The organism is Bradyrhizobium sp. BRP56 (assembly GCF_020194035.1).
In the GTDB taxonomy this organism is placed as follows: Bacteria; Pseudomonadota; Alphaproteobacteria; order Rhizobiales; family Xanthobacteraceae; genus Bradyrhizobium; species Bradyrhizobium australafricanum.
Genome location: NZ_JADYVV010000024.1, coordinates 16,709 through 40,979, shown reverse-complemented (window position 1 = coordinate 40,979; position 24,271 = coordinate 16,709). Strand labels below are relative to the sequence as shown.

The window sequence follows — 24,271 nt, the reverse complement described above, 5'->3', positions numbered from 1 at the left end:
ATGGATGCGGAACCGCCGAAAGCGCAGGTCAGCCGCCCCGCCAAAGGCTGGGAGGACGCGGTCGCGCTGACCGGCTTCATCCTGGTCGCGGTCGGGCAGGCCTCCAACCAGGTTCTGGCGCGCGGGCTTGCCGGCTCGGTGCCGCCGTTCTCGCTGGCCTTCTTTCGCTGGAGCATCATCGCCATCGGCCTCGCGCCGTTTGCGATCGCAGCGATCCGCGACGGAAAGATCCCGCTGGCGCAGAACCTCTGGCCGATCTTCGCCGCCGGCTTCCTCGGCATGTTCCTGTGCGGCGGCCCGGTCTACATCGCCGGCATCACGACCACGGCGATCCACATCGCGCTGATCTTCGCGCTGTCGCCGATCATGGTGCTGCTGATCTCGGCGGCGCTCGGCATCGAGCATATCGGTCCGCTGCAATGGCTCGGCACGGCGCTGGCGCTCGGCGGCGCGCTCCTGATCGTCTCGGGCGGTCATCTGGAAACGCTGACGCAATCGAGCGCGGCCTGGGGCGATCTCCTGGTGGTATGCGCGATGCTCGGCTGGTCCGGCTACACGCTGCTGCAGTCGCGCGTCGCGCCGCGCGCTTCGCTGCTGGCGCGGGTCAGCCTGTTCTCGGCGGCCGGCGCGCTGTGCTCGCTGCCGCCGGCGCTCCGGGAGATGTGGGCCATGCCGGCGGAGGTGTTCAACACCCGGGCGTTCGAGGCCTATGTCTTCGCCGGCCTCGTGCCCGGCCTGATGGCCTATGCCGGCTTCGCCCGGCTCGGCGCGAGATTCGGCTCGGTGCGGAGCTCGCTGGTGCTCTACGTCGCACCGATCGCGAGCGCGCTGCTGTCCTGGATCATCCTTGGCGAGCCGCCGAAGCTGATCCATCTGGTTGGCGGCCTTTTGATCCTCGGCGGCGTCTGGGCGAGCCTGCGCAAATAGATCCAGTTCCTTGCCAAGGTGCAACCTTTTCCGGCCTCGTGCGTTGAATCCAGCGTTGATTCAAGAGCTTAGTCGGAGGTCGCATGAATCTTACTCCCCAGCAGCGCAAGGACCGTGATGCGCAGCGTCAGCAAGACGCATCGCAGGCGATGAAGGAGCATCGCGCCAGCGAGAAGGCGTTCTACGACAACTTCCAGCGCCTCAAGGCCGAGCGGCAGGCGCGCGAAGCCGCGGAGTCACGGAAGACGAAATCCGCTTCGAAATAAGCGCTTGGAGTCACACCCACCAATCCGGATGGCCCGGATCTGATCGACCGAGAAGGAGCGGAAGCGAGGGGGCGAGCACGGCGCAAACAAGCTCGCCCCGAAGACGAGAAATCTCCAGGCTTATGGAGGACGTCAGATGTACTTTGCCGATCAGAAAACGGTCACCTGCAAATGCGGTGAGCCCTTGAGCGAATTGATGCTCGTCGACGACCAGACAACCGGAATCAAGTTTCACGTCGGTCGTTGCCCGTCATGCCGTGAAGTGACGGTTGTTCGATCCCAGGACATGCCATCGAACGACAATGCCTGACGCGGGACGGTCCTCTCGCGAGTGGCAGGACCGGCTTTGGTTTCAGATTTTTCGATTGCGACCGGTGAGCGACAGGCCGGCTGACGCATCGTTCGCGGCACACCAGAAAAAGAGCAGGGCGCGACCGGCATCACCACGGTCGCGCCCTACGTCGCCGGTCAATGGGGCAGGGGGAATAACCGGCTCTTCCAAAGACTCGCAGACCCCCTGAGTCGTTCCGCACAAGCGAAAATATTTTCGTACACGGTTAAGTGATGGCCGGACGCGAGAACCCCGCGGGTTTCGTTCGCGTTGTGTCCGGGATCGCCAAGGGATCGTCGAGCGAATTTCCATGGGGCGAGGGACATCACCATGTCAAAGATTCAGATGGGAATTTTCGCTGCGCTGGCGGCTGGGCTGACGCTTGGCGCCGTCCAGCTGGCATCTGGCCACGATCTCATCGGCCGCCAGCAGGTCACCACCGCACTGGCGCCGGAGAGCGCCGTCAATCGCGCCGCCAAGACCGACCGTGCCACGGTTCCAATCACCGGCCTGCCGAGCCGGACCGTTGCGCTGAAGGTCGAGCGGCTTCCCGATACGTCGGTGCTGGTCCGCGTCCCCGTGGCCAAGGAAGAGGCGCGCCATCGCCCCGCAGTGCCGGCTCGGGCACGGCCCGGCGACACCCGCAAGGTGGCCTGCGAGCCCGTGGTCAGCGTGCTGACCGAAGTGGCCAAGCTGCTGCAGCCCGGCCGCTGCGTGACCTGAGTAGGTGTCATCGCCCGGCTTGTTTGTCCGGGCGATCCAGTATTCCAGAGACAGCCGTTATTGAGCCGATAGGGCGCGGCGTGCCGGATCGCCGTCGCGGGCGATGACGGCGGAGCTTGGTAGCTGGCCCGGTAGCCTACTTCTCCTCCTCGTCCGCCTCGCCGCTGCTGGCGGCGCTGCGGCTTGCCATCAGCCCGAGTGCGAGGCCGCCGATCGCCAGGATCGGGATCAGCCGCTTCACACCGATGGCCCGCACGATCTGCAGGCCGGTGGCGACCACCACCGGATCGGCGAACACATTGGCCGCGGCGGCCTTTGCCGCCTTCTCGGCGCGGCGGCGCATCTCGCGCTTGCGCATGATGTAGACGCTGGCGGCGATCAGCGTGACGACAAGGAACAGCGCGGCGCCGGCGAGGCACGCTTCCACCGGCCCGTAATGCTGCAGCACGTAGACGAAGGCGGCGGCGCACAGAAAGCCGATGGTGATGAACAGCGCGATCGCGGCGGCCGCGGCCAGCGACGTCAGCCGCAGCGCGTTGCCGGTGGAATCCTTGACGTCATTGATCAGCCGCTGAAGCATCGACCAGCCCTGCCCTGAATCTTGCCCTGAATCTTGCCTTGAGCCTTGCCCTGAAGAGCGCGTCGACAAACGCGGCGGCGGCGCGCCAGCGCCGCATCGCATCCAGAGGGGTGGTTTCCGCGTGATCGCCACCATGGGGCTCATCCCCCGGAGACCGCAGATTGCCTAGCGACGCCAGGTGACGCCGATCAGGAAGCCGAGACCGAGCGCAAGGCCGACCGTCGCCAGCGGCCGCTGCGTGATCATATCTTCCAGCGATTCCTCGATCGAGGATGCGGCATCCTGCGCCGCGCCCATCATCGCGCTGCCGCGCTCCGACATGTCGTCGAGTGTATCTTCCGCACTGGCGCGCGCATCCTTGTAGCGGCGGCGGGCCTGCTTGCCCGCGTTGTTGGCAAACGAGTTCAGCGCGTCGGTGATCTGTTCGGTGAGGGCGGCGATATCGTTCTTCACGGCGGTGACATCCTTTTCAAGGCGTTCGTAGGTCGCTTTGTCCGTCATGTTCTTGATCCCAAATGCGCTGTCCGTGCTCGACATCGAAAAGCTCCCGGAGAACTTGCGTGCTGGAACAAAAACGCGCCGCGCGGTGCATGGTTCCAGCCGTGAAACCGGGCTTTCAAACGGTGCCGGCTTCGCTCGAGAACGCCTTGCTACTCCTCCGGCAGCTGCGGCGAATTGACCGGCATCAAATGCTCCTTGACGATCAGTGCCACGATCAGGAGCGGCGACGACAGGAAGGCGCCCATCGGGCCCCATAGCCAGGTCCAGAACGCCAGCGCCAGGAAGACTGCCAGCGCGTTCAGCGACAGCCTGCGGCCGACGATCGTCGGCGTGACGAAATGTCCTTCCATGAAGGTCACAACCGCAAAACATGCCGGCGCGATCAGCCCGGCGCCGATGGTCGGCGAGGCGATGATGCCGACCGCGACCAGCACGACGAACATCGCGATCGGCCCGATGATCGGAACGAAGTTCAGCGTCGCGGCGAGCGCTCCGAGCCCGGCCGGGTTTGGCATGCCCGTTGCCGCGCAGATCGCGCCGGTGACGATGCCCACGCCGACATTGATCATGGTCACCATCAGAAGATAATTGCCGAGATGGGTCTCGACCTCGTTGAGGATGCGCAGCGTACGCAGCCGCGCCGTGCGTTCGCTGAATGCCATCACCAGTGCGCGGCGCAGATCCTTCCAGCTTGCGATGAACAGGATCAGCGTCGCGATGAACAGCAGGAATTCGGCGAAGGTTGGCGACAGGAATTCCAGCGTCGGCTGCACCCATTCGAATTTCGGCAGTTGGAGCGTAGCCAGCGTATCGGAGCCGCCGACCATGGTCTGCAATTCCTGCCACAGCGCGAGCGGCCGGTCGAACACGTGCAGCTTCTCCTTCAGGATCGCGCCGAGCTCGGGCAGCCGCGAGCTCCACTCCATCACCGGCGAGGCGATCAGCCCCACCATGAAGCTGACGGCGGCGCCGACCGCGATCACGATGACGACCGCGCCGAGCGCGCGCGGAATCCGATAGCGTTCGAGCAAGCTCGCCGCCGGCGACAGCATGGTGCCGACGATGAAGGCCATGGTGATCGGGAGGAAGAAGGCGCGTGCGAAATAGAGCACCGCGACAATGACGATAACCAGCAGGGCCATCAATGCGAAAGCGACGGCCTCGGCGCGGCTGACAACCGGCGGCAGTTCGATCTTGCTGTCGGGGACTGGCGTGCCTTCGGGCGCTTTGCCAAGCAGGTCTTCACTTGGAAAGGCGCGCACCGAACTCCTCCGGCGTGAGGACGAACAAACCCGTCGCGTGGTCGCCCCGCGCGTCGAATGGCGCGATGACAACGGGCCGCTCCCCGGAAAGTTCCGTCGCGCGTTCGTGAGACGTGACGGGTTGACAATCGCGGCTTCGCGACGATTCGCGGCGGAACCGACTCGCGACCATGCGCGTTGGCCCGGCATCGCATCACCACGATGCGCATCCCGTCCAGGGGCAGCACATGACACAGCAGTCTGTTTCCAGCCGCCGGCTTGCGTCGCGCGCCGCGCGCACCCTTGCCCTCGCCAGCGTCCTGTTTGCGACGCCGTTTGTCGTCACCACGTCGGCCAGCGCCCAGGTCCGTTCTTCCGCGCTCGGCTATGCGTCGACGCAGCCGGGCGCATTTCCCGCCGACGAGGTGATGAACGACCCCTCGAGTGGGGCCGGCGAGGACGGCGCGCTGCCGGAGCGGCTGCGCCGGACCACCGTCGCGCTCAACACGACCGAGGCGCCCGGCACCATCATCATCGATACCGGCAACACCGCGCTCTATTACGTGCTCGGCGGCGGCCGGGCGATCCGCTACGGCGTCGGCGTCGGCCGCGAGGGGTTCACCTGGGCCGGCACACAGACCATCAGCCGCAAGGCCGAATGGCCGGACTGGCATCCGCCGGCCGAGATGATCAGGCGCCAGCCTTATCTGCCGCGCTTCATGGCCGGCGGCCCGGGCAACCCGCTCGGTGCGCGCGCGATGTATCTCGGCTCCAGCGAATATCGCATCCACGGCACCAACGATCCCTCGACGATCGGCAAGTTCGTCTCGTCCGGTTGCATCCGCCTGACCAATGAAGACGTTTCCGACCTGTTCAGCCGGGTCGACGTCGGCACCAGGGTCGTGGTGCTGCCGAAGAACGCGCCGCACCTCGCCGCGCGCGAGATCGGCCCGACCACGACGCAGATCTCGGTCCGCCCGGCACAACCGCGGCCTGCGGTGACGACGCTGCCGTCCGGCCGTCAAGCAATGAACATCCCGCCGGCTTCCTCGTTGTACTGACGATCGATGTTGTACTGAGGGCCGGTGATGGTGACGCGATACTCCAGGCGGTGGGCGTTCGGGACCGCGGCAGTGCTTGGCCTGTCCCTTGCGCCTGCGGCGCAAGCCCAGGATTTCTTCTCGCAACTGTTCGGCGGCTTGATGCAGGGCCGCCCGCCGATGATCCGGATGCCGTTCGACGATGGCCCGCCTGTGATGCCGCGGGTCGAGCGCCGTCCGCGCTATGACGTCGGCCAGGCCTATTGCGTGCGGACCTGCGACGGCCGCTATTTCCCGCTTGCTGCGACCGGCAACCAGAGCAAGGCGGAAAGCTGCAACAGCTTCTGTCCGGCGAGCGCGACCGAAGTGGTCTATGGCGGCAATATCGACAACGCCGCGACGGAAGACGGCAAGCCGTATTCCGAGCTGCCGAACGCGTTCCGCTATCGCGACGAGCTGGTCTCGGGCTGCACCTGCAACGGCAAGGACTCTGTCGGCCTCGCCGCGGTGAAAATCGAGGACGATCCGACCTTGCGCAAGGGCGACATTGTCGCCGGCAAGGACGGGCTGATGTCGGTGAGCCGTCCGGACCGGCGCGGGGCGCAGCTCAACTTCACGCCGGCGCCGGATCGCATCCGCGCCAAATATGGCCGGCCGGCGGTGGTGGCGCGCGAGTAGCGTCGATCACATGCGGGCGGCCGCCTTCGGTTCCTGGCGCGGAACCGGCCTGCCTCCCGCACGTTAGCAAAGGGCGAACAGCACATTCACCGATGCCATCAGGGGGCTCCGCATGCTCGTCGGCGTACTCGTCACCTTCCTTGTCGTTATTCTTGTTCTTTATCTCATCAACATGCTGCCGCTCGACGGCCGCGCCAAGCAGATCGCGCGCGCCGTCGTCATCATCATCGGCATCGTCTCGCTGCTGAAGTATTTGGCGGTGTTCTAGGTTCGTCATTGCGAGGAGCGAAGCGTAACCATCCTCATCGTCGTCCCTGCCTGGTGCGCAATTGCGCACTAGGCAGGGACGACAATGACGGTGGTCGTGATTCAAGTTGTCAAACAGCTTCTCGGTGTCGTCACCCGCGCATGCATGAGCGGGTGATGACACGGCGAGGGCGTCTGCACGATTTCGGGATAATGGAAATGTAGAGCTGATTTGCCCGACGAGTCAAGTTGCCGCCGCCGGCACCTTTGCATGGGGTTGTTTTCGATATTTTGGCAGTGCGCCCTTGCGACGGCGGGCGATCGCATCCGGCTATTCCGGCTTCACTCGCGGCGCCCACAAAAAAGCCCCGGCTGATCGCCGGGGCTTTTGCTTGTCGTCGGGCTATTGGATCAGCCCGCGGCCTTGGCCTCGCGGCGGCGCGCGGTGAGGATGTATTCGGTATAGCCGTTCGGCTGCGTACGTCCTTCGAACACGAGGTCGCAAGCCGCCTTGAAGGCCACGCCATCGAACGCCGGCGCCATTGGCTTGTAGAGCGCATCGCCGGCATTCTGCTTGTCGACGACGACAGCCATGCGCTTCAGCGACTCCATCACCTGGTCCCTGGTGATGACGCCCTGATGCAGCCAGTTCGCGAGGTGCTGGCTCGAGATGCGCAGCGTGGCGCGGTCCTCCATCAGGCCGACATCGTGGATGTCGGGCACCTTGGAGCAGCCGACGCCCTGATCGATCCAGCGCACGACGTAGCCGAGGATGCCCTGGCAGTTGTTGTCGATCTCCTGCTTCACATCGTCGGGCGCCCAGTTCGACTGCGACACCGGAATGGTGAGGATGTCGGAGAGCTTTGCACGCGGCCCACCCTTGGCGAGTTCCTGCTGCCGGGCGATCACGTTGACCTGGTGATAGTGCAGCGCGTGCAGCGTGGCCGCGGTCGGCGACGGCACCCAGGCGGTGGTGGCGCCGGCCTGCGGATGGCCGATCTTCTGCGCCAGCATGTCGGCCATCTTGTCGGGCGCAGCCCACATGCCCTTGCCGATCTGGGCATGGCCGGGCAGGCCGTCGATCAGGCCGTTGTCGACGTTCCAGTCCTCATAGGCCTTGATCCACGGCTGCGCCTTCATGTCGTTCTTGCGGATCATCGGACCCGCTTCCATCGAGGTGTGGATCTCGTCGCCGGTACGGTCGAGGAAGCCGGTGTTGATGAACATGATGCGCTTGGAGGCGCGCTGGATGCAGGCCTTGAGGTTGACCGTGGTGCGGCGCTCCTCGTCCATGATGCCGACCTTCAGCGTGTTCTCCGGCAGGCCCAGCATCTTCTCGACCTCGGCGAACAGGTCGCAGGTCAGCGTCACCTCGTCGGGGCCGTGCATCTTCGGCTTGACGATATAGGCCGAGCCGGTGCGGCTGTTCCTGACCTTGGAATTGCCCTTGAGGTCGTGGATCGCGAGCAGGCCGGCGACCGCGGCATCCAGGATGCCTTCCGGGATTTCCTCACCCTTGGCGTCGAGCACGGCGTCGGTGAACATGTGGTGGCCGACATTGCGCATCAACAGCAGGCTGCGGCCGTGCAGCTTCAGCTCGCTGCCGTCGGGCTTCTTGTAGACGCGGTCGGCATTGAGCGAGCGGGTCAGCGTCTTGCCGCCCTTCTCGAAATCGGCCGACAGCGTGCCGTTCATCAGGCCGAGCGTGTTGCGATAGACCAGCACCTTGTCCTCGGCGTCAACGGCGGCGACCGAGTCCTCCATGTCGAGAATGGTGGAGACCGCCGATTCCAGGATCATGTCGGCGACGCCGGCCGGGTCATCCTTGCCGATCACGTTGTTGCGGTCGATCTTGACCTCGACATGCATGCCGTTGTTGACGAGCAGGATCGCGGAAGGCTGGGCGGCGTCGCCCTGATAGCCGGCGAACTGGGCGGCATTCTTCAGCGCGGTCGAGTTGCCGCTCTTCAGCTTGACCGAGAGGTGGCCCGCGATCACGGCGTAGGAGGTGACGTCGGTGTGGCTTCCGGTCGCGAGCGGTACGGCGGCATCGAGGAAGGCCTTCGCCTTCGCGATCACCTTGTCGCCGCGAGCCTTGTTGTAGCCACGGCCAGCTTCGCTCGGATCGTGCGGGATCGCGTCGGTGCCGTAGAACGCGTCGTACAGCGAACCCCAGCGCGCGTTGGCGGCGTTCAGCGCGTAGCGGGCGTTGGTGAGAGGCACCACCAGCTGCGGGCCGCAGATCTTGCCGATTTCCTCGTCGACATTTGATGTCTCGACCTTGTGGGTCGCGGGCTCGGGCAGCAGGTAGCCGATGTCCTTGAGGAACGCGGTGTAGGCGTTGATGTCAAACGCCTTGCCCTTGTTGGCGCGATGCCAGTCGTCGATCTTGGCCTGCAGCGTGTCGCGGACCGCGAGCAACTCGCGGTTCTTCGGTCCGAGCTTCTGGATGATGGCGGCAAGTCCGGCCCAGAACGCATCCGGGGCGATCCCGGTTTTCGGCGTCGCCTCCTTGGCGATGAAATCGAACAGGACAGGGGCGATCTTCAATCCATGGGCATCGACACGAGTCATGATGGGCTTTCTCAAAGAAATGGGGCGTTTAGGGGCTGTTTTCAGAAGAAATCAGCAAAAAACGCGCCAATGGGCCGCGTTCACGGCCCTTTTAGCCCTAAAGTCCCGGTTCTGAGAAGGCCCCCTTTCCGGCCCCACGCGCACCGTCACGCGGGCGGTCACCCTGAATTCTCCAAACGCCGGGGTTCGCTCCCGGAAAGACCCGTCAGGGCGCCCCGGTGCGTACCTTGCTGGCGATCAGCAATGCAGCGAGCACCAGGGGAATTGCGCCCGCTACGAACACAGCGGCTGCGCCCATCAGATCAAGCACCAGCCCGCCGCCGGCCGCGCCCATGGTGATGCCGAGGAAGATCGAGGCCACGGTCAGTCCGGTCCCGCTCTCGGTCTCGTCGGGCACCATGCGGGTGATCCAGGTCGTGGTCGCGACCGGTACGCCACTAAAGGCAAATCCCCAGAGTGCGACCAGCACCAGAGCTGGAATGACGTCCTTGCCAAAGACCGAGAGCAACAGACCGATCACGCTGATCGCCAGCGGCATCGCGATCAGCGTGAGCTTGAGTTTGCGCTCGGCCATCAGCCCGCTCGCGAACGAGCCGAGGTAGTTGGCGACGCCGAAGACAAGCAAGGTCGCCGCAACTCCGGCGGCGCCCAGCCCGGTCACGCTTTCAAGGAATGGACGGATATAGCCGAAATAGCCGAAGTGTCCGGTGAAGACCAACGTTGCCGCCAAGATGCCGGCGCCGATCCCCGGCCGTGTCAGGATGTCGATCAGGGTGTCGAGCCCGGCTTCTCCTCTTGGGGCCAAACGCGGCAGAGCGAGTGCCTGGATGACGAATACCGCTGCGCCCAATGCCGTCGCGAGCAGGAACACGGAGCGCCAGCTCGCCACCTCGCCGAGATAGCTGCCGAGCGGAACGGCAATGATCATCGCGGCGGGAATGCCGCTCATCACGATCGACAAGGCCCGGGCAACCAGCGACGGCGGTACCAGCCTGATCGTCGTCGCTGCCGCCATCGCCCAAAACCCGCCGATGGCAAGGCCGAGCACGATCCGCGCCGCCAGCAGGAACGTGATGCTCGGCGCCAGCGCCACCAGCAGATTGGAGATCACCAGGAGAATCGAAAAGCTGAGCAGCACCGGCTTTCGATTGAACCTGCGCGTCAGTGTCGGCGCAACAGACCGGACGGCAGGAACTCGGCCGTCAGAAGTGCGGTGACGCCCAGCATCATGGCCGCGACGGCGCCCCAGGCGGGCCTTTCCGGTGAGGCCGGCTTGTCACCAACCTTGAGTGCGGCGTCGCCCGGCATCAGCGCAACGGCATCGGCGTGCGCCAGAGCGGGGTCCACTTCTTGATCCATTGGCCGAACCTTCCATCTATGTTGCACCGCCGCAGACATAGGCTGGAGGTTTTGGACGATCTATGCCATAAACGCTCCAATGTTTGATCATTCGTCCAGATCGTCCACCGCCGATACGACCGACGCCGCCGTCGATCTGGTGAGCGAGTTGCTGCTCGGCATGCGGCTTGAGGGCGTTCACTACCGTCGGGTCGAGACGCGGGCGCCCTTCGGGTTTCGGTTCGAAACGCCGTACGGACGCGCGCAATTCCACTTCGTTGCACATGGCACGGCACTTCTGCGCTACGCCGATGCGACGCTGCTTCCCCTTGGATGCGGTGACGCGATTTTCCTGCCGCGCGGCGGCGCGCATGATCTTGTCTCGGCCCCGGATGAGCCGAGTTGCGACGTCGAGCGTTTCGAGACCGAGACGCTGTGCGGCAATGTCGATGTGACATCGGCCTGCCCTGAAGGATGCCCGCAGGACGAGTCCGTCCTGGTCTTCAGCGCCTGCATGAATTTCGATCTTGGCGGCATGCGCCCGCTGATCGCGCTGATGCCGGAGGTGATGCGGGCCGACACGTTGCTTGCGCGCCAGCCGGAAATCGAACCGATGCTGAAGGCCATGGAGCGGGAGACCTGCACGCCGCGGGCCGGCTCCGTCGGCGTGATGGCGCGGCTCGCCGATGTGCTCGCCGCGTCGATCGTGCGTGGCTGGGTCGAATGCGGCGGCGACAACGCCATGGGCTGGTTCGAGGCCTTGCGTGATCCGCGTCTCGGCCGCGCGATCGGCGCGCTGCATCGCGCGCCCGGCCGCAACTGGACTGTTGCTGAATTGGCGGCGGAGGCGGGTTGCTCGCGTTCGCTGTTCGCCGAGCGCTTCCAGGCCATGACCGGGCAATCGCCGCTGCGCTATCTTGTCGAGCTGCGCATGCGTCTCGCGACACAGTGGATCAAGCATGAACGCCAGCCGATCGATGTGATCGCGCAGCGGCTTGGCTATGCGTCACAGGCGGCGTTCAGCCGCGCGTTCAAGCGTGTCACCGGGCAATCGCCGGGGATGGTACGGCACGGGGCCGAAAGCCGCGCGGCGGAATAGGCCTCAACACCGCCGTTATGCCCCGCTTCAAGCGCGGCATCCGGTACGCCGCGGCCTATCGGCTCAATAATTGCTGTCTCTGGAATACTGGATCGCCCGGACAAGCCGCGCGATGACAGCAAGAGAAGCTAAATATTCGCCGCCAGGTCGGTCAGTTCGTCGAACAGGATGCCGGTCGTGGCCAGCATCCGCTCGATCTCGTCGGTGGCATCGCTGACCGAACGGTTCGAGGTGTCGATGGTCAGTTCGTTGCCGGTCGGCGGCTGGTAGTCATTGGTGATGCCGGTGAAAGACGGCAATCCGCCGGAGCGGGCCTTGGCGTAATGGCCCTTGGGGTCGCGGGTCTCGCAGACTTCGGCCGGCGTCGCGACATAGATTTCGCGGAACGCACTGTCGGCGATGCGGCGAGCTGCCGCACGGTCGGAGGTCGATGGCGACACCGCGGCGACGATGGCGATATGGCCGTTGCGCGCCAGGTGGGTCGCGACTTCGGCGAGGCGGCGGATGTTTTCGGCGCGGTCTTGCGGCGAGAAGCCAAGATCGCCGTTCAGCCCGGCACGCAGCGTGTCGCCATCGAGCAGGATCGGCGAGCCGCCATTGCCGAACAGGCGCCGTTCCAGCGCCCGCGCCAGGGTCGACTTGCCCGAGCCGGGCAGGCCGGTCAGCCAGATCACTGCGCCGTTGTGGTGGTAGCGCGCCGAGCGCTCGTCCGGCCGCAGCGCGGACTCCACCGGCACGATATCGACCGGCACCGCCGGCCGGCCGGCGTCGACCGACAGCACGAGACCGCCGCCGGCGATACGGCCGTTGACCTCGATCACGAGGCGGCCGGTGCGCGGATTGTCGGTGTAGGGATCGGTTGCAACCGGCTGCGCCAGCGAGATGTCGATCTCGCCGACATGGTTGCGCGCGATCGCGGTGTTCTCTTCGTTGGACAGCGCGCCGGGATCGACCGCCTTCTCGATCGCGACCACGGTGGCGCGGCTTTCCTTGGTGCCGAGCCGGATCAGGATCTGCTCGCCCTTGGTCAGCGGCTTGTCGTGCAGCCAGAAGATCCGGGCGCGGATGCGGCGGGTGTCGCGCGGGCTCTGCCCGGAATGTCCGATGATGTCGCCGCGCTCGAGGAACAGCTCGCGGTCGAGCGTGATGCCGACCGAGCGCCCAGCGCCCTGCGGGGCGTTCACCGGCGTCACCGGCCAGCTCTCGACGGTCTTGATCCGCGCGATCTTGCCGGTCGGCATGATCACGATCTCGTCGCCGGCCTTCAGGCTGCCGGACTCGATGCGGCCCGCCACGATGCGGCGGTCGTCGAACTTGTAGATCGCCTGCACCGGCAACCGCAGCGGCAGCTCGGCCAGCGGGCGTGCCGGCTCGAGCGCATCGAGCGCCTCGACCACGGTCGGTCCCTTGTACCAGTCGATCCGCGCCGTGCGCTCGGCAACACCATCGCCGTCGCGCGCCGAGATCGGGATCACCGCCGTGGGCGTCACGCCGAGGCCGATCAGATGCGCGGAAATCTCGTCGCTGATCTCCTTGAAGCGGTCGGCGCTGAACTCGACGCGGTCCATCTTGTTGACCACGACCGCGACCTGCTTCACGCCGAGCAGATGCAGGAGATAGCCGTGCCGCCTGGTCTGGTCGCGCACGCCTTCCAGCGCATCGATGATCAGCACGGCACCGTCGGCCTGCGAGGCGCCGGTGATCATGTTGCGCAAGAACTCTGCGTGGCCGGGCGCGTCGATCAGCACGACGTCGCGCGAGCGGGTGCGGAAGCGGATCTGGGTGGTGTCGATGGTGATGCCCTGGTCGCGCTCGGTCTGCAGCGCATCGAGCAGGAACGACCACTCGAACGGCATGCCGCGCCGCGCGCTCACCGCCTTCAGCATTTCCAGCTTGCCGTCGGGCAGGCTGCCGGTCTCGTGCAGCAGGCGCCCGACCAGCGTCGACTTGCCGTGATCGACGTGGCCGACGATGACGATGCGCACCTGCGGCCGCGTCGTGCCGTTGGGCGTTGCCGAGATCGAGGCGGTAGGAAGGATCATGTTCATCGGAACGCTCGCACGAAGCTTGGTGTTGCTTGAAGTGTTGATCAGAGATAGCCGGCGACGCGCAGCCGCTCGAACGCATCCTCGGTCTCGTGGTCAAGCGCGCGGCCGGCGCGCTCCGGGATCTTGGTGCCGTCGAGCTCGGTGAGGATCTCGTCGATGTTGGACGCAGTGGAGGCGACCGGGAAGGTGATGTCGGAATCGCCCAGCGAGCGGTAGCGCTTGCCGTCCTTGGCGAGATAGAGCGGGATGATCGGAATGCCTTCGCGCTTGGTGTAGGCCCAGATGTCGGCCTCGGTCCAATGCAGGATCGGATGGATGCGCAAGTGCGCGCCTTGGGGCGGCGAGGCGTTGAACTGGTCCCAGAACTCCGGCGGCTGGTCGCGGACGTCCCATTCGCCCTCGAGGCCGCGCGGCGAGAACACGCGCTCCTTGGCGCGGGTTGCCTCCTCGTCGCGGCGGATGCCGGCGATCAATCCGTCAAAGCCGAACTTGTTGAGCGCGAGCTTCAGGCCCTCGGTCTTGCGCGCGGCGGAACGTGCGGCCGGCGGCAGGGTCGGGTCGACGCTGTCGATCGGCGGGCAGGGCTCGACGCGCAGGTCGAGATCCCATTCCCTTCCGAAGCGGTCGCGGAACGCGTACATCTCCGGAAATTTCTTGCCGGTATCGACATGCAGCGCTGGGAACGGGACGCGGCCGAAGAATGCCTTGCGCGCCAGCCAGATCATCACGTTGGAATCCTTGCCGAGCGACCACAGCAGCGCGAGCTTTTTTAGCCGGGCGAACGCTTCGCGCAGAATGTAGATGCTCTGCGCCTCCAGCTCGTCGAGATGATCCATCGACGGAGGCGCCTGATTGGCGGGAATCCCCGGCACGGAAGATGCATTGCTAAGCGCTGCGGACCGCGTCCTGGCGGCGACGGATTCGTTGTCGAGAAGATGCATCTCTTGGCCTTGGCCTGTGGAGTTGAAAATTCTAAAGTTGCGCTGCAATAGAGAAGAAATAATTTTCTCTTTGCTGGCCTTGATCGAGAGATAAATAGAAAATAATTTCAGTCAACCCCCAAGTTGGGGAAGCGAGTGTCTGATGCGATATCTGCCGGTGTTTCTGGATCTGCAAAGCGGCAAGGTGCTGCTCGTTGGAGCGGGCGACCTCGCGCGCGCCAAGTTGCGGCTGCTCGCAGCCGCCGGCGCCGCGGTGCGCTGGTACGCGACCGACGGTGATCATGACATTGCCGGTCTTGCGGCGGAGGACGCCGCGCGGATCGAGCGCGCCGAAGGCGATCCGCTCACCGCCGATCTTTCCGATGTCATCGCCGTCCTCTGTGCCGGCGCAGGCGAGATCGGTGTTGCGATGTCGGTGCGCGCCAAAGCGATCGGCCTGCCGGTCAACGTGATGGACGACCTCGTGCACTCCACCTTCATCATGCCGGCGATCGTCGATCGCGGCGATGTCGTGGTCGCGGTCGGCACCGGCGGCACGTCGCCGGTGGTGGCGCGCCGCATCCGCGAGAAGATCGAGGCGGTGCTGCCGGCGCGGATCGGCGATCTCGCCGGCTTCATCGGCGGCGTCCGCAAATCGATCCACGCCCGCATCGAGGAGTTTCCGCTGCGTCGCCGCTTCTGGGAGCGCATTGTCGACGGCCCGATCGGCGCGCTGGTGCTGGCCGGCCGCAAGGACGAGGCCGAGCAGGCGCTGAACGCGATCACCGATCCCGCCGCATTCGCCGGCGCCAGCGCGGAAGGCAAAGCCATCGGTCACGTGACGCTGGTCGGCGCCGGTCCCGGCGATCCGGATCTGCTCACGGTGAAAGCGTTGCGCGCGCTGCAGGATGCCGACGTCGTGTTCTATGACGAATTGGTGTCGTCCGAAATTCTTGACCGCATCCGGCGCGATGCGACGCGGATCCCGGTCGGCCGCCGTGTCGGCAAGCCCGGCATCGGCCAGGACGCCATCAATGCATTGATGATCGAGGCCGCGCAGTCCGGCCAGCGCGCAGTGCGTCTGAAGGGCGGCGATCCCTTTATCTTCGGCCGCGGCGGCGAGGAAATCGAGGCGCTGCGTGACGCCGGCGTCGCTTACTCCATCATTCCGGGCGTCTCTGCCGGTCTGGGCGCGGCCGCGCAATTCGAAGTGCCGCTGACCTTCAGGCACGAGGCGCTGCGCATCACCTTCCTCACCGCTCACAAGGCGCGCGATGCCGAGGTCGTCGACTGGTCGGTGCTGACGGACAAGAAGATGACCGTCGTCGTCTATATGGGCATGACCGCGGCGCCTTCGATCCGCGAAGGCATGCTTGCCGCGGGCCGCTCGCCGGAGACGCCGGTCGGCGTGTTCGCGCGCGTGACCCGGCCGGATGCCAAGGCCGCGGTCGGCACGCTGGCGCGGCTGCCCGAACTCGTCAAACAGGTCGATGGCGGTCCCGCAATTCTCATCATCGGCGACGTGGTTGCGCATTCCGCGCCGTGGAGCCGGTCCAACGTCACCCAACTCTTCTCCAACCAGATGTTCTCCGAACTGCTGAAAGCTGCCGAATGACCTCTCCGCTTGAACAGAAGAAAATCAGGATCACGGGCCCCTCGGTGGTGACCGCCAACCGCACCTGGGATGGTGCCGTGGTGTACCGAACCGCCAAGCAAGGCTGGTCCACCGAACTGTCCGATTCCGCCGTCGTCAGCACCTCCGACGACGCACGTGCGCTTTTGGCCGAAGCCACCGCCGACGATGTCGGCGCGGTCGGCCCCTACATCGCGCCGGTCGAGCTCAAGGACGGCGGCAAGCTCAAGCCGGGCAATCTTCGCGAACACATCCGCGCCAAGGGCGTCACGATCGATCTTCAGGTGCCGGCGTAAGGCTCATCCATCATGTATGCATATGACGAACTCGACCGCACGCTGATCAACGAGCGTGTTTCGGAATTCCGCGACCAGGTGAAGCGCCGCCTTTCCGGCGAGCTCACCGAGGACGAATTCAAGATCCTGCGCTTGCAGAACGGCGTGTACCTGCAGCTGCACGCCTACATGTTCCGCGTCGCGATCCCCTACGGCACGCTGTCGTCGAAGCAGCTGCGCCGGCTCGCCCATGTGGCGCGCCGCTACGATCGCGGCTATGGCCACTTCACCACGCGGCAGAACATCCAGTTCAACTGGATCAAGCTCGCCGAGCTGCCCGACGCGCTGGCCGATCTTGCGGAAGTCGGCATCCACGCGATGCAGACCTCCGGCAACAACATGCGCAACGTCACCTCGGACCAGTGGGCCGGCGTCGCGCCGGGCGAGATCGAAGATCCGCGGATCTGGTCGGAGCTGATCCGCCAGCACACCACGCTGCATCCGGAATTCTCGTTCCTGCCGCGCAAGTTCAAGATCGCGATCACGGCCGCCGAGCACGATCGCGCCGCGATCAAGATCCACGATATCGGGCTGCGCCTGCACAAGAATGCCGACGGCGAGACCGGCTTCGAGGTGCTGGTCGGCGGCGGCCTCGGCCGCACGCCATTCATCGCCAAGACCATCAAGCCGTTCGTTTCGGGCCGCGATATCCTGAGCTACATCGAGGCGATCCTGCGCGTCTACAACCAGTACGGCCGCCGCGACAACATCTACAAGGCGCGCATCAAGATCCTGGTGCACGAGCTCGGCATCGAGAAGTTCGCCAGGGAAGTCGAGGAGGAGTGGAAGGCGATGGGCGATGTCGGGCTGACGCTCGATCACACCGCCATCGAGGAGGTCCGCTCGCGCTTCTCCTATCCGCCTTACGAGAAGCTGCCGCACATGCCGGACGAGCTGAAGCAGGCCGCGCATGACAAGCTGTTCGAGCGCTGGCGCAAGAACTCGGTCGCGCCGCACAAGGTGCAGGGCTACTCGATCGTGACGCTGTCGCTGAAGCCAGTCGGTGGCCCTCCGGGCGATGCCACCGCGGAGCAGATGGACGCAGTCGCCGACCTCGCCGACAAATATTCGTTCGGCGAGATCCGCGTCGGCCACGAGCAGAACCTGGCGCTGCCGCACGTCGCCAAGCGCGACCTGCCGCAACTGTTCAAGGCGCTCGACCGCCTCGGCCTCGCGACGCCGAACGTCAACCTCGTCACCGACATCATCGCCTGCCCGGGGCTGGACTACTGCTCGCTGGCCAATGCGCGCTCGATCCCGATCGCGCAGGAGCTGACGCGCCGTTTCGCCAACCACGACACCGCCGATCTGATCGGGCGGCTGCACATCAACATCTCCGGCTGCATCAATGCCTGCGGCCATCACCATGTCGGCCACATCGGCATTCTCGGCGTCGAGAAGAACGGCGAGGAATTCTACCAGATCACGATCGGCGGCCGCGCCGACGAGAACGCGCAGTTGGGCACGCTGATCGGCCCGGCCGTTCCCTATGCAGAAGTCGCCGATGTGATCGAAGACATTGTCGAAGCCTATCTCGCGCTGCGCGACCGTCCCGAGGAACTGTTCGTCGATACGGTGAAGCGTCTGGGCGTCGAGCCTATCAGGGAGCGGGTCTATGCCACTCGTTAAGCAGGGAAGAATCACCACCGATCTGTTCGTGCATGTCGCCGACGGCGCCGAGCTGCCAGGCGACGGCGCGGTGCTGGTGAGCGCCGAGCGCTTTCTCGCCGATCCGGAGGCGCTGCGCCGTCCCGGCAAGCTAGGCGTGATCTGGCCGAACAACCGCAACCTCGACGATCTCGTGCCGCATCTCGATCGGCTGGCCTCGGTCGCGCTGGTGTTTCCGACCTTCCGCGATGGCCGCGCCTACAGCCAGGCGCGCCTGCTACGCGAGCGTTACGGTTATGACGGCGAGCTGCGCGCCACCGGCCAGATCCTGCGCGACCAGTTCGTGTTCATGACGCGCGCCGGCTTCGACGCCTTCGAGGTGAAGAAGGACGCCGACGCCGACGCGTTTGCCGCGACCATGAAGCGCTATTCGGTGTTCTACCAGCCGACCGGCGACGGCCGCGTCACGGCGCTCAACCGCCGCATGCAGCTGCGTCACTCGGAGAGCGCCGGCCAGTGAGCACGCTTGCACCAGAGCTCGCGGCGGCGCCGGCCGCATTGCCCGCGGCCGATGCACTCGATCGCGCGCTGCGCACAGCGTCACCCGCCGAGGTGATCGCGGCCGCGGTCAGGACGCTCGGCCGCGAGAAGGTGGCACTGGTGTCGTCGTTCGGCACCGAGTCCGCCGCGCTGCTCAAGGTGATGGCGGATGTCGATCCGGCGATCCCGGTGGTGTTTCTCGATACCGGCTGGCTGTTCGAGGAGACGCTGGCTTATCGTGACACGCTGATCAAGACGCTCGGCCTCACCGACGTGCGCTCGATCAAGCCGGATGAGGAAGCGCTGTCGCGCCAGGATCCGGACCGCGAATTGTGGTTCACCGATCCCGACGCCTGCTGCCGCATCCGCAAGGTCGAGCCGCTGGCGCGTGCGCTGAAGCCGTTCGCCGGCTGGATCAACGGCCGCAAGCGTTTCCAGGGCGGTGCCCGCGCCGACATCCCGGTTGTCGAGGATGACGGCGTCAGGCTGAAATTCAATCCGTTCGCCAACGTCTCCCGCGAGGAGATCGAGGCGATCTACACGCTCGGCAAGCTGCCGCCGCATCCACTTGTCGCATCGGGATATCAGTCGGTCGGGTGTATGCCTTGCAGCAGCCGGTCCGCTGCCGGCGAGGATGCGCGCGACGGCCGCTGGCGCGGCCGGGGCAAGACGGAATGCGGCATCCATACGATGAAGATGTCATAGGGCATGGAGCAGGGCGCTCGATCGCGATGAGTCTTCATCGTGATTTGGCGACGCGACAAAGCCTTCGCAGTGCCGCGACTTCGTAGCACAAGCGCGCTGCGCCGCCGAAAACAAAGAAAACCGGTTTCGTTGACTTAAGACCACTTCGCCGTGAGTTATGTCTTGCGTGTTCCCTGACATTTCTCAGGTTGAATGGAGACAGAAATGATCCGTCGTATCCTGCCGCTGGTCGCGGGATTGTTGTGGGCGAGCTCGGCCTTTGCGGCCGACTATTCGCTGCTGAACGTGTCCTACGATCCGACGCGCGAGCTCTATGTCGATTTCAACAAGGCGTTCGCCGCGGCCTATCAGAAGGAAACCGGTAAGAGCGTCGAGATCAAGCAGTCGCATGGCGGCTCCGGCTCGCAAGCGCGCTCGGTGATCGACGGATTGCAGGCCGATGTCGTCACGCTGGCGCTTGCCTATGACATCGATGCGATCGCGGGCAAGGGCCTGATCGCCGCCGACTGGCAGAAGCGGCTGCCGCTCAATGCCTCGCCCTACACCTCGACCATCGTGTTCCTGGTGCGCAAGGGCAATCCCAAGGGCATCAAGGATTGGGACGATTTGATCAAGCCCGGCGTCAGCGTCATCACGCCGAACCCGAAGACCTCGGGCGGCGCGCGCTGGAATTATCTTGCCGCCTGGGGCTATGCGCAGAAGAAGTTCGGCTCGGCGGACAAGGCGAAGAAGTTCGTCGCCGATCTCTATCAGAACGTGCCGGTGCTCGACACCGGCGCGCGCGGCTCGACCGTGACCTTCGTCGAGCGCGGCGTCGGCGACGTGCTGCTGGCGTGGGAGAACGAAGCTTTTCTGGCGCTGCGCGAATTCGGCGCGGACAAGTTCGAGATCGTGGCCCCGCCGCAGTCGATCCTGGCCGAGCCGCCGGTCGCCGTGGTCGACAAGGTGGCCGACAAGAAGGGCACCCGCGCCGTCGCCGAGGCCTATCTGAAGTACTGGTACACCAAGGAAGGCCAGGAGATCGCCGCGCGCAACTCCTACCGGCCGCGCGATCCCGAGATCGCCAAGGAGTACGAAAAATCCTTCGCCAAGGTTGAACTTTTCACCATCGACGACGTTTTCGGTGGTTGGACTAAGGCCCAGAAGGAGCACTTCGCCGAGGGCGGCATCTTCGATCAGATCTACAAGAACTGATCGGATTATCAGGGGGATATGTGAGCACAGCAGTTGCACGGCGCAGTACCCTGCCGGGGTTCGGTCTCACCATGGGACTGACCCTGACATGGCTCTCCGTTATCATCCTGATTCCGCTAGCTGCGCTGTTCCTCAAGACGTTCGAGCTCAGCCTCGACCAGTTCTGGGGCATCATCACCAGCCGCCGCACCCTGAACGCCCTGAAGATTTCGTTTGGGCTTTCGTTTGCGGCCGCCTGCGTCAATCTGGTGATGGGCACCGTCATCGTCTGGGCGCTGGTGCGCTACCGCTTTCCGGGCCGGCGGCTGTTCGACGCCATCGTCGATATTCCGTTTGCCTTGCCGACGGCGGTCGCCGGCGTCGCGCTGACGCAGCTGTTCGCGCAGAAGGGCTGGCTCGGCGCGCCGCTCGCCGAGCTCGGCATCAAGGTCGCGTTCACGCCGATCGGGATCTTCATCGCGATGATCTTCATCGGCATTCCGTTCGTGGTGCGCACGGTGCAGCCGGTGCTGATCGATCTCGATCCCGAGATCGAGGAGGCGGCGGCGAGCCTGGGCGCCAATCGCTGGCACACGGTGTTTCGCGTCATCCTGCCGAGTTTGATCCCGGCGCTGCTCACCGGCTTTGCGCTCGCCTTCGCCCGCGCCATCGGTGAATACGGTTCGGTGATCTTCATCGCCGGCAATCTGCCCAATGTCTCCGAGATCGCGCCGCTGTTGATCGTGATCCGGCTGTCCGAATTCCGTTATGCCGATGCCACCGCGATCGCGGTCGTGATGCTGGTGGCCTCGTTCCTGATCATCTTCCTGATCAACCGGCTGCAACGCTGGGCGCAAGCCCGCATCCCCGTGCATTGAGGTCGAGATGTCGATGCAGACGGGATTGGTGACCTCGACCACGCAACTGCGGACCTACGCACCCGCGACCGATGTCAACGTCGCGGCGCCGGCGCCGCGGCTCGAGATCGGTCGTGCGGAGCCGGGGACGGCGCAGCGCAATTTGCGCACCGAGCCCGGCCCGATCCGCTTCATCATCATCGCGCTCGCGATCGCCTTCCTCAGCATCTTCGTCGTGCTGCCGCTGGTCGTGGTGTTTGCGTCGGCCTTCTCGAAGGGGATCGGCGCGTATCTCGCGGCGCTGGCGGAGCCTGAGGCGCTCGCGGCGATCAAGCTGACGCTCTTGATCGCCGCGATCTCGGTCACGCTCAACCTCGTGTTCGGCGTGATCGCGGCCTGGGCGATCTCGAAGTTCGAATTCACCGGCAAGACCTTCCTGATCACGCTGATCGACCTGCCGTTCTCGGTCTCGCCGGTGATCTCGGGCCTGGTTTTCGTGCTGCTGTTCGGCGCGCAGGGCTATTTCGGGCCGTGGCTTCAGGCGCACAATGTCCACATCCTGTTCGCGGTACCCGGCATCGCGCTGGCGACGATCTTCGTCACCTTCCCGTTCGTGGCGCGCGCGCTGATCCCGCTGATGCAGGAGCAGGGCACCCAGGAAGAGGAGGCGGCGATCTCGCTCGGCGCCTCCGGCCTGCAGACCTTCTTCCGCGTCACGCTGCCCAACATCAAATGGGGCCTGCTGTACGGCGTCCTGCTCTGCAACGCGCGCGCGATGGGCGAGTTCGGCGCGGTGTCGGTCGTGTCCGGCCACATCCGCGGCGAGACCAACACGATGCCGCTGCTGGTCGAGATTCTCTACAACGAATATCAGTTCGTCGCCTCGTTCGCGATCGCGTCGTTGCTTGCGATGCTGGCGCTAATCACCCTGGTGGCGAAAACCGTTCTCGAGCGGCGGCTCGACGAGGCAGAGGTGCCCGATGGCGATTGAAGTCAAGAATATCGTAAAGACGTTCGGCAGCTTTGCCGCGCTCGACAATGTCGATCTCAAGGTCGCCGACGGCGAGTTGCTGGCCCTGCTCGGTCCGTCCGGCTCCGGCAAGACGACGCTGCTGCGCATCATCGCGGGCCTGGACTGGCCTGACTCGGGCGAGGTCGCGATCGACGGCGAGAATGCGCTCTCGCGCGGCGCCAGCGAGCGCCAGGTCGGCTTCGTGTTCCAGCACTACGCGCTGTTCCGTCACATGACGGTGTTCGAGAACGTCGCCTTCGGCCTGCGCGTGCAGCCGCGCGCGGTCCGCAAGGACGAAGCGACGATCCGCGCCCGCGTCAAGAACCTGCTCGACCTGGTGCAGCTCGATTGGCTGGCCAACCGCTATCCCAGCCAGTTGTCCGGCGGCCAGCGCCAGCGCATCGCACTGGCGCGCGCGCTCGCGATCGAGCCGCGGATCCTCCTGCTCGACGAGCCGTTCGGCGCGCTCGATGCCAAGGTGCGCAAGGAGCTCAGGCAATGGCTGCGCTCGCTGCACAACGAGATCCACGTCACCTCGATCTTCGTCACCCATGACCAGGAGGAAGCGCTCGAAGTCGCCAACCGCGTCGTGGTGATGGACAAGGGCAAGATCGAGCAGATCGGCTCGCCCGGCGAGGTCTATGACAATCCGGCGACCGCCTTCGTGCATGGCTTCATCGGCGAATCCATCGTGCTGCCGGTCGACGTCGCCGGCGATGCGGTGCGGCTGGACGGCCGTCCCCTGAACATTCCGGCGCTCGGCGCGGCATCGGGCGCGGCAAAACTGTTCGTCCGCCGCCACGACATGGCGGTCGGCCCGGCCGGAACCGGCGCCCTGGAAGGCGCCATCCGGCATGTCCGTTCATTCGGTCCGATCCAGCGCGCCGAGGTGGCCCTGTCGGGGAGCGAGGGCAAGACCGTGATCGAGATCGACGCCCCCCGCGACCGCGAGCTCCAGGCCGGCGAAATTGTCTCCCTGCAGCCCCGCCGCTACCGGATCTTTGCCGCCCAGGAGTAGGGAGGTAGCCCCGCGTGGAGTGCCCGTAGCCCGGATGAAGCGCAGCGAAATCCGGGACTTCGCTCCGCGGATGGGCCGCCCCGGATTGCGCTCCGCTCCATCCGGGCTACGGGGCCAACAATCCCACCTGTCATTCCGGGGCGGTCCGTAGGACCGAGCCCGGAATCTCGAGATTCCGGGCTCGCTTCGCGCCCCGGAATGACGGCATTTCGCAGCCAAAAGTTAGCCCCTGTTCACCATTCAGCCACGGTTGGTATGCAACAACGGCGGGCCAATCTTTGGGGGTTTTCTTACAGTGAAACGGACGACGGTCGCCCTGTTCGGGCTTCTGCTGCTTGCCGGCTGCGGCACGGACACCAAAATCCCGGAAGAACCGACCATGTATCTCAACATGGCCCAACCCGGCGCTGTCCTGGATAGCCAGGCGGCCGCGATCATGTTTTCGCAGTATCGCCAGAACAATGGCCTTGGCACCGTCGTGGTGGATCCGGACCTGACCAAGCTCGCCGAGCAGCAGTCGCAGGCGATGGCCGCCCGCAACAAGATGGACCACGACGTGAAGGCCCCGCTCGGCAAGCGGCTGCAGGCCGGAGGCTATCCCGCCACCGTCGCGGTCGAGAACATCTCGGCCGGCTATCACACGCTGGCGGAAGCCTTTTCGGGCTGGCGTGATTCACCGCCGCACAAGGCCAATATGCTGAAGAGCGGTGTCACAAAAATGGGCATCGCGGCCGTCTATGCTCCCAACACCAAGTACAAGGTGTTCTGGACGCTCATTTTGGCGGCAACCTGATCTCGATAAATTCCGCGTGATCTAACCCCATAATCTCGCTGATTGACGCCGCGGCGAACTGTCGCCACGGTTGCGGCTCAAGTCG

General features: G+C 65.2%; 26 protein-coding genes. 18 read left to right on the top strand and 8 right to left on the bottom strand.

Annotated elements, in window-relative coordinates:
* From I6F38_RS18380 to I6F38_RS18365, 4 genes are all read left to right on the top strand, one after another.
* Positions 1 to 927: a DMT family transporter gene (locus tag I6F38_RS18380; RefSeq protein WP_225161317.1), complete on the top strand. Its 927-nt coding sequence runs from the start codon at positions 1 to 3 to the stop codon at positions 925 to 927.
* 83 nt (positions 928 to 1,010) lie between these two features.
* On the top strand, positions 1,011 to 1,193 hold the full coding sequence (locus I6F38_RS18375; protein WP_225161316.1) for a hypothetical protein: 183 nt from the start codon (positions 1,011 to 1,013) through the stop codon (positions 1,191 to 1,193).
* A 136-nt stretch (positions 1,194 to 1,329) separates the two neighbouring features.
* Positions 1,330 to 1,503, top strand: a complete 174-nt coding sequence (locus I6F38_RS18370) for a hypothetical protein (RefSeq protein WP_168857994.1) — start codon at positions 1,330 to 1,332, stop codon at positions 1,501 to 1,503.
* A gap of 351 nt (positions 1,504 to 1,854) precedes the next feature.
* Positions 1,855 to 2,247, top strand: a complete 393-nt coding sequence (locus I6F38_RS18365; protein WP_225161315.1) for a hypothetical protein — start codon at positions 1,855 to 1,857, stop codon at positions 2,245 to 2,247.
* Positions 2,248 to 2,383: 136 nt separating this feature from the next.
* Here I6F38_RS18365 and I6F38_RS18360 read toward each other — a convergent pair whose 3' ends face one another.
* The 3 genes from I6F38_RS18360 to I6F38_RS18350 form a co-directional block, all read right to left on the bottom strand.
* Positions 2,384 to 2,827: a hypothetical protein gene (locus I6F38_RS18360; RefSeq protein ID WP_225161314.1), complete on the bottom strand. Its 444-nt coding sequence runs from the start codon at positions 2,825 to 2,827 to the stop codon at positions 2,384 to 2,386.
* A gap of 165 nt (positions 2,828 to 2,992) precedes the next feature.
* Positions 2,993 to 3,364 (bottom strand): DUF883 family protein, encoded by a 372-nt coding sequence (locus I6F38_RS18355; RefSeq protein WP_016842979.1) that lies wholly within the window; start codon positions 3,362 to 3,364, stop codon positions 2,993 to 2,995.
* Between the two features lie 113 nt (positions 3,365 to 3,477).
* Complete coding sequence (locus I6F38_RS18350; protein ID WP_225161313.1) at positions 3,478 to 4,590, bottom strand: AI-2E family transporter; 1,113 nt, start codon at positions 4,588 to 4,590, stop codon at positions 3,478 to 3,480.
* 227 nt (positions 4,591 to 4,817) lie between these two features.
* Between I6F38_RS18350 and I6F38_RS18345 the strand changes: the two genes are divergently transcribed.
* The 3 genes from I6F38_RS18345 to I6F38_RS18335 all read left to right on the top strand — a co-directional run bounded on the left by I6F38_RS18345 (position 4,818) and on the right by I6F38_RS18335 (position 6,555).
* The gene (locus I6F38_RS18345; protein WP_225161312.1) at positions 4,818 to 5,630 is read left to right on the top strand and encodes a L,D-transpeptidase; all 813 of its coding nucleotides are present in this window, start codon (positions 4,818 to 4,820) and stop codon (positions 5,628 to 5,630) included.
* A 27-nt stretch (positions 5,631 to 5,657) separates the two neighbouring features.
* Complete coding sequence (locus tag I6F38_RS18340; RefSeq protein ID WP_225161311.1) at positions 5,658 to 6,287, top strand: DUF2865 domain-containing protein; 630 nt, start codon at positions 5,658 to 5,660, stop codon at positions 6,285 to 6,287.
* Positions 6,288 to 6,399: 112 nt separating this feature from the next.
* Complete coding sequence (locus I6F38_RS18335) at positions 6,400 to 6,555, top strand: Thivi_2564 family membrane protein (protein ID WP_016842974.1); 156 nt, start codon at positions 6,400 to 6,402, stop codon at positions 6,553 to 6,555.
* Positions 6,556 to 6,944: 389 nt separating this feature from the next.
* Here the strand turns inward: I6F38_RS18335 and I6F38_RS18330 are convergent, their stop codons facing one another.
* The 3 genes from I6F38_RS18330 to I6F38_RS18320 all read right to left on the bottom strand — a co-directional run bounded on the left by I6F38_RS18330 (position 6,945) and on the right by I6F38_RS18320 (position 10,466).
* The gene (locus I6F38_RS18330; RefSeq protein WP_225161310.1) at positions 6,945 to 9,107 is read right to left on the bottom strand and encodes a malate synthase G; all 2,163 of its coding nucleotides are present in this window, start codon (positions 9,105 to 9,107) and stop codon (positions 6,945 to 6,947) included.
* Positions 9,108 to 9,312: 205 nt separating this feature from the next.
* Complete coding sequence (locus I6F38_RS18325) at positions 9,313 to 10,245, bottom strand: MFS transporter (RefSeq protein ID WP_346657119.1); 933 nt, start codon at positions 10,243 to 10,245, stop codon at positions 9,313 to 9,315.
* Positions 10,246 to 10,268: 23 nt separating this feature from the next.
* Positions 10,269 to 10,466, bottom strand: a complete 198-nt coding sequence (locus I6F38_RS18320) for a hypothetical protein (RefSeq protein ID WP_225161309.1) — start codon at positions 10,464 to 10,466, stop codon at positions 10,269 to 10,271.
* A 79-nt stretch (positions 10,467 to 10,545) separates the two neighbouring features.
* On the opposite strand from I6F38_RS18320, the gene I6F38_RS18315 reads away from it, so the two are divergent.
* Complete coding sequence (locus I6F38_RS18315; protein WP_225161308.1) at positions 10,546 to 11,544, top strand: AraC family transcriptional regulator; 999 nt, start codon at positions 10,546 to 10,548, stop codon at positions 11,542 to 11,544.
* A 128-nt stretch (positions 11,545 to 11,672) separates the two neighbouring features.
* Here I6F38_RS18315 and cysC read toward each other — a convergent pair whose 3' ends face one another.
* Complete coding sequence (gene cysC, locus I6F38_RS18310) at positions 11,673 to 13,592, bottom strand: adenylyl-sulfate kinase (protein WP_225161307.1); 1,920 nt, start codon at positions 13,590 to 13,592, stop codon at positions 11,673 to 11,675.
* A gap of 41 nt (positions 13,593 to 13,633) precedes the next feature.
* Positions 13,634 to 14,428: a sulfate adenylyltransferase subunit CysD gene (cysD, locus tag I6F38_RS18305; protein ID WP_225161306.1), complete on the bottom strand. Its 795-nt coding sequence runs from the start codon at positions 14,426 to 14,428 to the stop codon at positions 13,634 to 13,636.
* Between the two features lie 247 nt (positions 14,429 to 14,675).
* On the opposite strand from cysD, the gene cysG reads away from it, so the two are divergent.
* The 10 genes from cysG (at position 14,676) to I6F38_RS18255 (ending at position 24,186) form a co-directional block, all read left to right on the top strand.
* Positions 14,676 to 16,127: a siroheme synthase CysG gene (gene cysG / locus I6F38_RS18300; RefSeq protein ID WP_225161305.1), complete on the top strand. Its 1,452-nt coding sequence runs from the start codon at positions 14,676 to 14,678 to the stop codon at positions 16,125 to 16,127.
* Positions 16,124 to 16,441, top strand: a complete 318-nt coding sequence (locus I6F38_RS18295; protein ID WP_028334721.1) for a DUF2849 domain-containing protein — start codon at positions 16,124 to 16,126, stop codon at positions 16,439 to 16,441. Before cysG ends, I6F38_RS18295 begins: the two co-directional genes overlap by 4 nt.
* A 12-nt stretch (positions 16,442 to 16,453) precedes the next feature.
* Positions 16,454 to 18,109: a nitrite/sulfite reductase gene (locus I6F38_RS18290; protein ID WP_225161304.1), complete on the top strand. Its 1,656-nt coding sequence runs from the start codon at positions 16,454 to 16,456 to the stop codon at positions 18,107 to 18,109.
* Positions 18,096 to 18,608, top strand: coding sequence for a DUF934 domain-containing protein (locus I6F38_RS18285; RefSeq protein ID WP_225161303.1), 513 nt, complete (start codon positions 18,096 to 18,098; stop codon positions 18,606 to 18,608). Before I6F38_RS18290 ends, I6F38_RS18285 begins: the two co-directional genes overlap by 14 nt.
* Positions 18,605 to 19,333: a phosphoadenylyl-sulfate reductase gene (locus I6F38_RS18280; RefSeq protein ID WP_225161302.1), complete on the top strand. Its 729-nt coding sequence runs from the start codon at positions 18,605 to 18,607 to the stop codon at positions 19,331 to 19,333. Before I6F38_RS18285 ends, I6F38_RS18280 begins: the two co-directional genes overlap by 4 nt.
* A gap of 204 nt (positions 19,334 to 19,537) precedes the next feature.
* Positions 19,538 to 20,527, top strand: a complete 990-nt coding sequence (locus tag I6F38_RS18275) for a sulfate ABC transporter substrate-binding protein (protein ID WP_225161301.1) — start codon at positions 19,538 to 19,540, stop codon at positions 20,525 to 20,527.
* Between the two features lie 50 nt (positions 20,528 to 20,577).
* Positions 20,578 to 21,384 carry a sulfate ABC transporter permease subunit CysT gene (gene cysT / locus I6F38_RS18270; RefSeq protein WP_028334726.1) on the top strand — a complete coding sequence of 269 codons (807 nt, stop codon included), beginning with the start codon at positions 20,578 to 20,580 and terminating at the stop codon, positions 21,382 to 21,384.
* Positions 21,385 to 21,391: 7 nt separating this feature from the next.
* A complete protein-coding gene (cysW, locus tag I6F38_RS18265; RefSeq protein ID WP_225161300.1) occupies positions 21,392 to 22,354 on the top strand; it encodes a sulfate ABC transporter permease subunit CysW in 963 nt (320 codons plus the stop codon).
* The gene (locus I6F38_RS18260; RefSeq protein ID WP_225161299.1) at positions 22,344 to 23,393 is read left to right on the top strand and encodes a sulfate ABC transporter ATP-binding protein; all 1,050 of its coding nucleotides are present in this window, start codon (positions 22,344 to 22,346) and stop codon (positions 23,391 to 23,393) included. The genes cysW and I6F38_RS18260 overlap by 11 nt, the downstream gene beginning before the upstream one ends.
* A gap of 295 nt (positions 23,394 to 23,688) precedes the next feature.
* Complete coding sequence (locus I6F38_RS18255) at positions 23,689 to 24,186, top strand: CAP domain-containing protein (protein ID WP_028334729.1); 498 nt, start codon at positions 23,689 to 23,691, stop codon at positions 24,184 to 24,186.
* Positions 24,187 to 24,271: the final 85 nt, after the last annotated feature.

What these genes read in the sequence shown, in the direction of transcription:
- I6F38_RS18375 (WP_225161316.1), top strand. Translation starts at nt 1,011, where the DNA reads ATGAATCTTACTCCCCAGCAGCGCAAGGACCGTGATGCGCAGCGTCAG.
- I6F38_RS18285 (WP_225161303.1), top strand. Translation starts at nt 18,096, where the DNA reads ATGCCACTCGTTAAGCAGGGAAGAATCACCACCGATCTGTTCGTGCAT.
- I6F38_RS18330 (WP_225161310.1), bottom strand. Translation starts at nt 9,107, where the DNA reads ATGACTCGTGTCGATGCCCATGGATTGAAGATCGCCCCTGTCCTGTTC.
- cysD (WP_225161306.1), bottom strand. Translation starts at nt 14,428, where the DNA reads ATGGATCATCTCGACGAGCTGGAGGCGCAGAGCATCTACATTCTGCGC.
- I6F38_RS18315 (WP_225161308.1), top strand. Translation starts at nt 10,546, where the DNA reads ATGTTTGATCATTCGTCCAGATCGTCCACCGCCGATACGACCGACGCC.
- I6F38_RS18275 (WP_225161301.1), top strand. Translation starts at nt 19,538, where the DNA reads ATGATCCGTCGTATCCTGCCGCTGGTCGCGGGATTGTTGTGGGCGAGC.
- I6F38_RS18355 (WP_016842979.1), bottom strand. Translation starts at nt 3,364, where the DNA reads ATGTCGAGCACGGACAGCGCATTTGGGATCAAGAACATGACGGACAAA.
- cysG (WP_225161305.1), top strand. Translation starts at nt 14,676, where the DNA reads ATGCGATATCTGCCGGTGTTTCTGGATCTGCAAAGCGGCAAGGTGCTG.
- I6F38_RS18295 (WP_028334721.1), top strand. Translation starts at nt 16,124, where the DNA reads ATGACCTCTCCGCTTGAACAGAAGAAAATCAGGATCACGGGCCCCTCG.
- I6F38_RS18380 (WP_225161317.1), top strand. Translation starts at nt 1, where the DNA reads ATGGATGCGGAACCGCCGAAAGCGCAGGTCAGCCGCCCCGCCAAAGGC.
- I6F38_RS18340 (WP_225161311.1), top strand. Translation starts at nt 5,658, where the DNA reads ATGGTGACGCGATACTCCAGGCGGTGGGCGTTCGGGACCGCGGCAGTG.
- I6F38_RS18320 (WP_225161309.1), bottom strand. Translation starts at nt 10,466, where the DNA reads ATGGATCAAGAAGTGGACCCCGCTCTGGCGCACGCCGATGCCGTTGCG.
- I6F38_RS18335 (WP_016842974.1), top strand. Translation starts at nt 6,400, where the DNA reads ATGCTCGTCGGCGTACTCGTCACCTTCCTTGTCGTTATTCTTGTTCTT.
- I6F38_RS18260 (WP_225161299.1), top strand. Translation starts at nt 22,344, where the DNA reads ATGGCGATTGAAGTCAAGAATATCGTAAAGACGTTCGGCAGCTTTGCC.
- I6F38_RS18370 (WP_168857994.1), top strand. Translation starts at nt 1,330, where the DNA reads ATGTACTTTGCCGATCAGAAAACGGTCACCTGCAAATGCGGTGAGCCC.
- cysC (WP_225161307.1), bottom strand. Translation starts at nt 13,592, where the DNA reads ATGAACATGATCCTTCCTACCGCCTCGATCTCGGCAACGCCCAACGGC.
- I6F38_RS18365 (WP_225161315.1), top strand. Translation starts at nt 1,855, where the DNA reads ATGTCAAAGATTCAGATGGGAATTTTCGCTGCGCTGGCGGCTGGGCTG.
- I6F38_RS18345 (WP_225161312.1), top strand. Translation starts at nt 4,818, where the DNA reads ATGACACAGCAGTCTGTTTCCAGCCGCCGGCTTGCGTCGCGCGCCGCG.
- I6F38_RS18290 (WP_225161304.1), top strand. Translation starts at nt 16,454, where the DNA reads ATGTATGCATATGACGAACTCGACCGCACGCTGATCAACGAGCGTGTT.
- cysW (WP_225161300.1), top strand. Translation starts at nt 21,392, where the DNA reads ATGTCGATGCAGACGGGATTGGTGACCTCGACCACGCAACTGCGGACC.
- I6F38_RS18360 (WP_225161314.1), bottom strand. Translation starts at nt 2,827, where the DNA reads ATGCTTCAGCGGCTGATCAATGACGTCAAGGATTCCACCGGCAACGCG.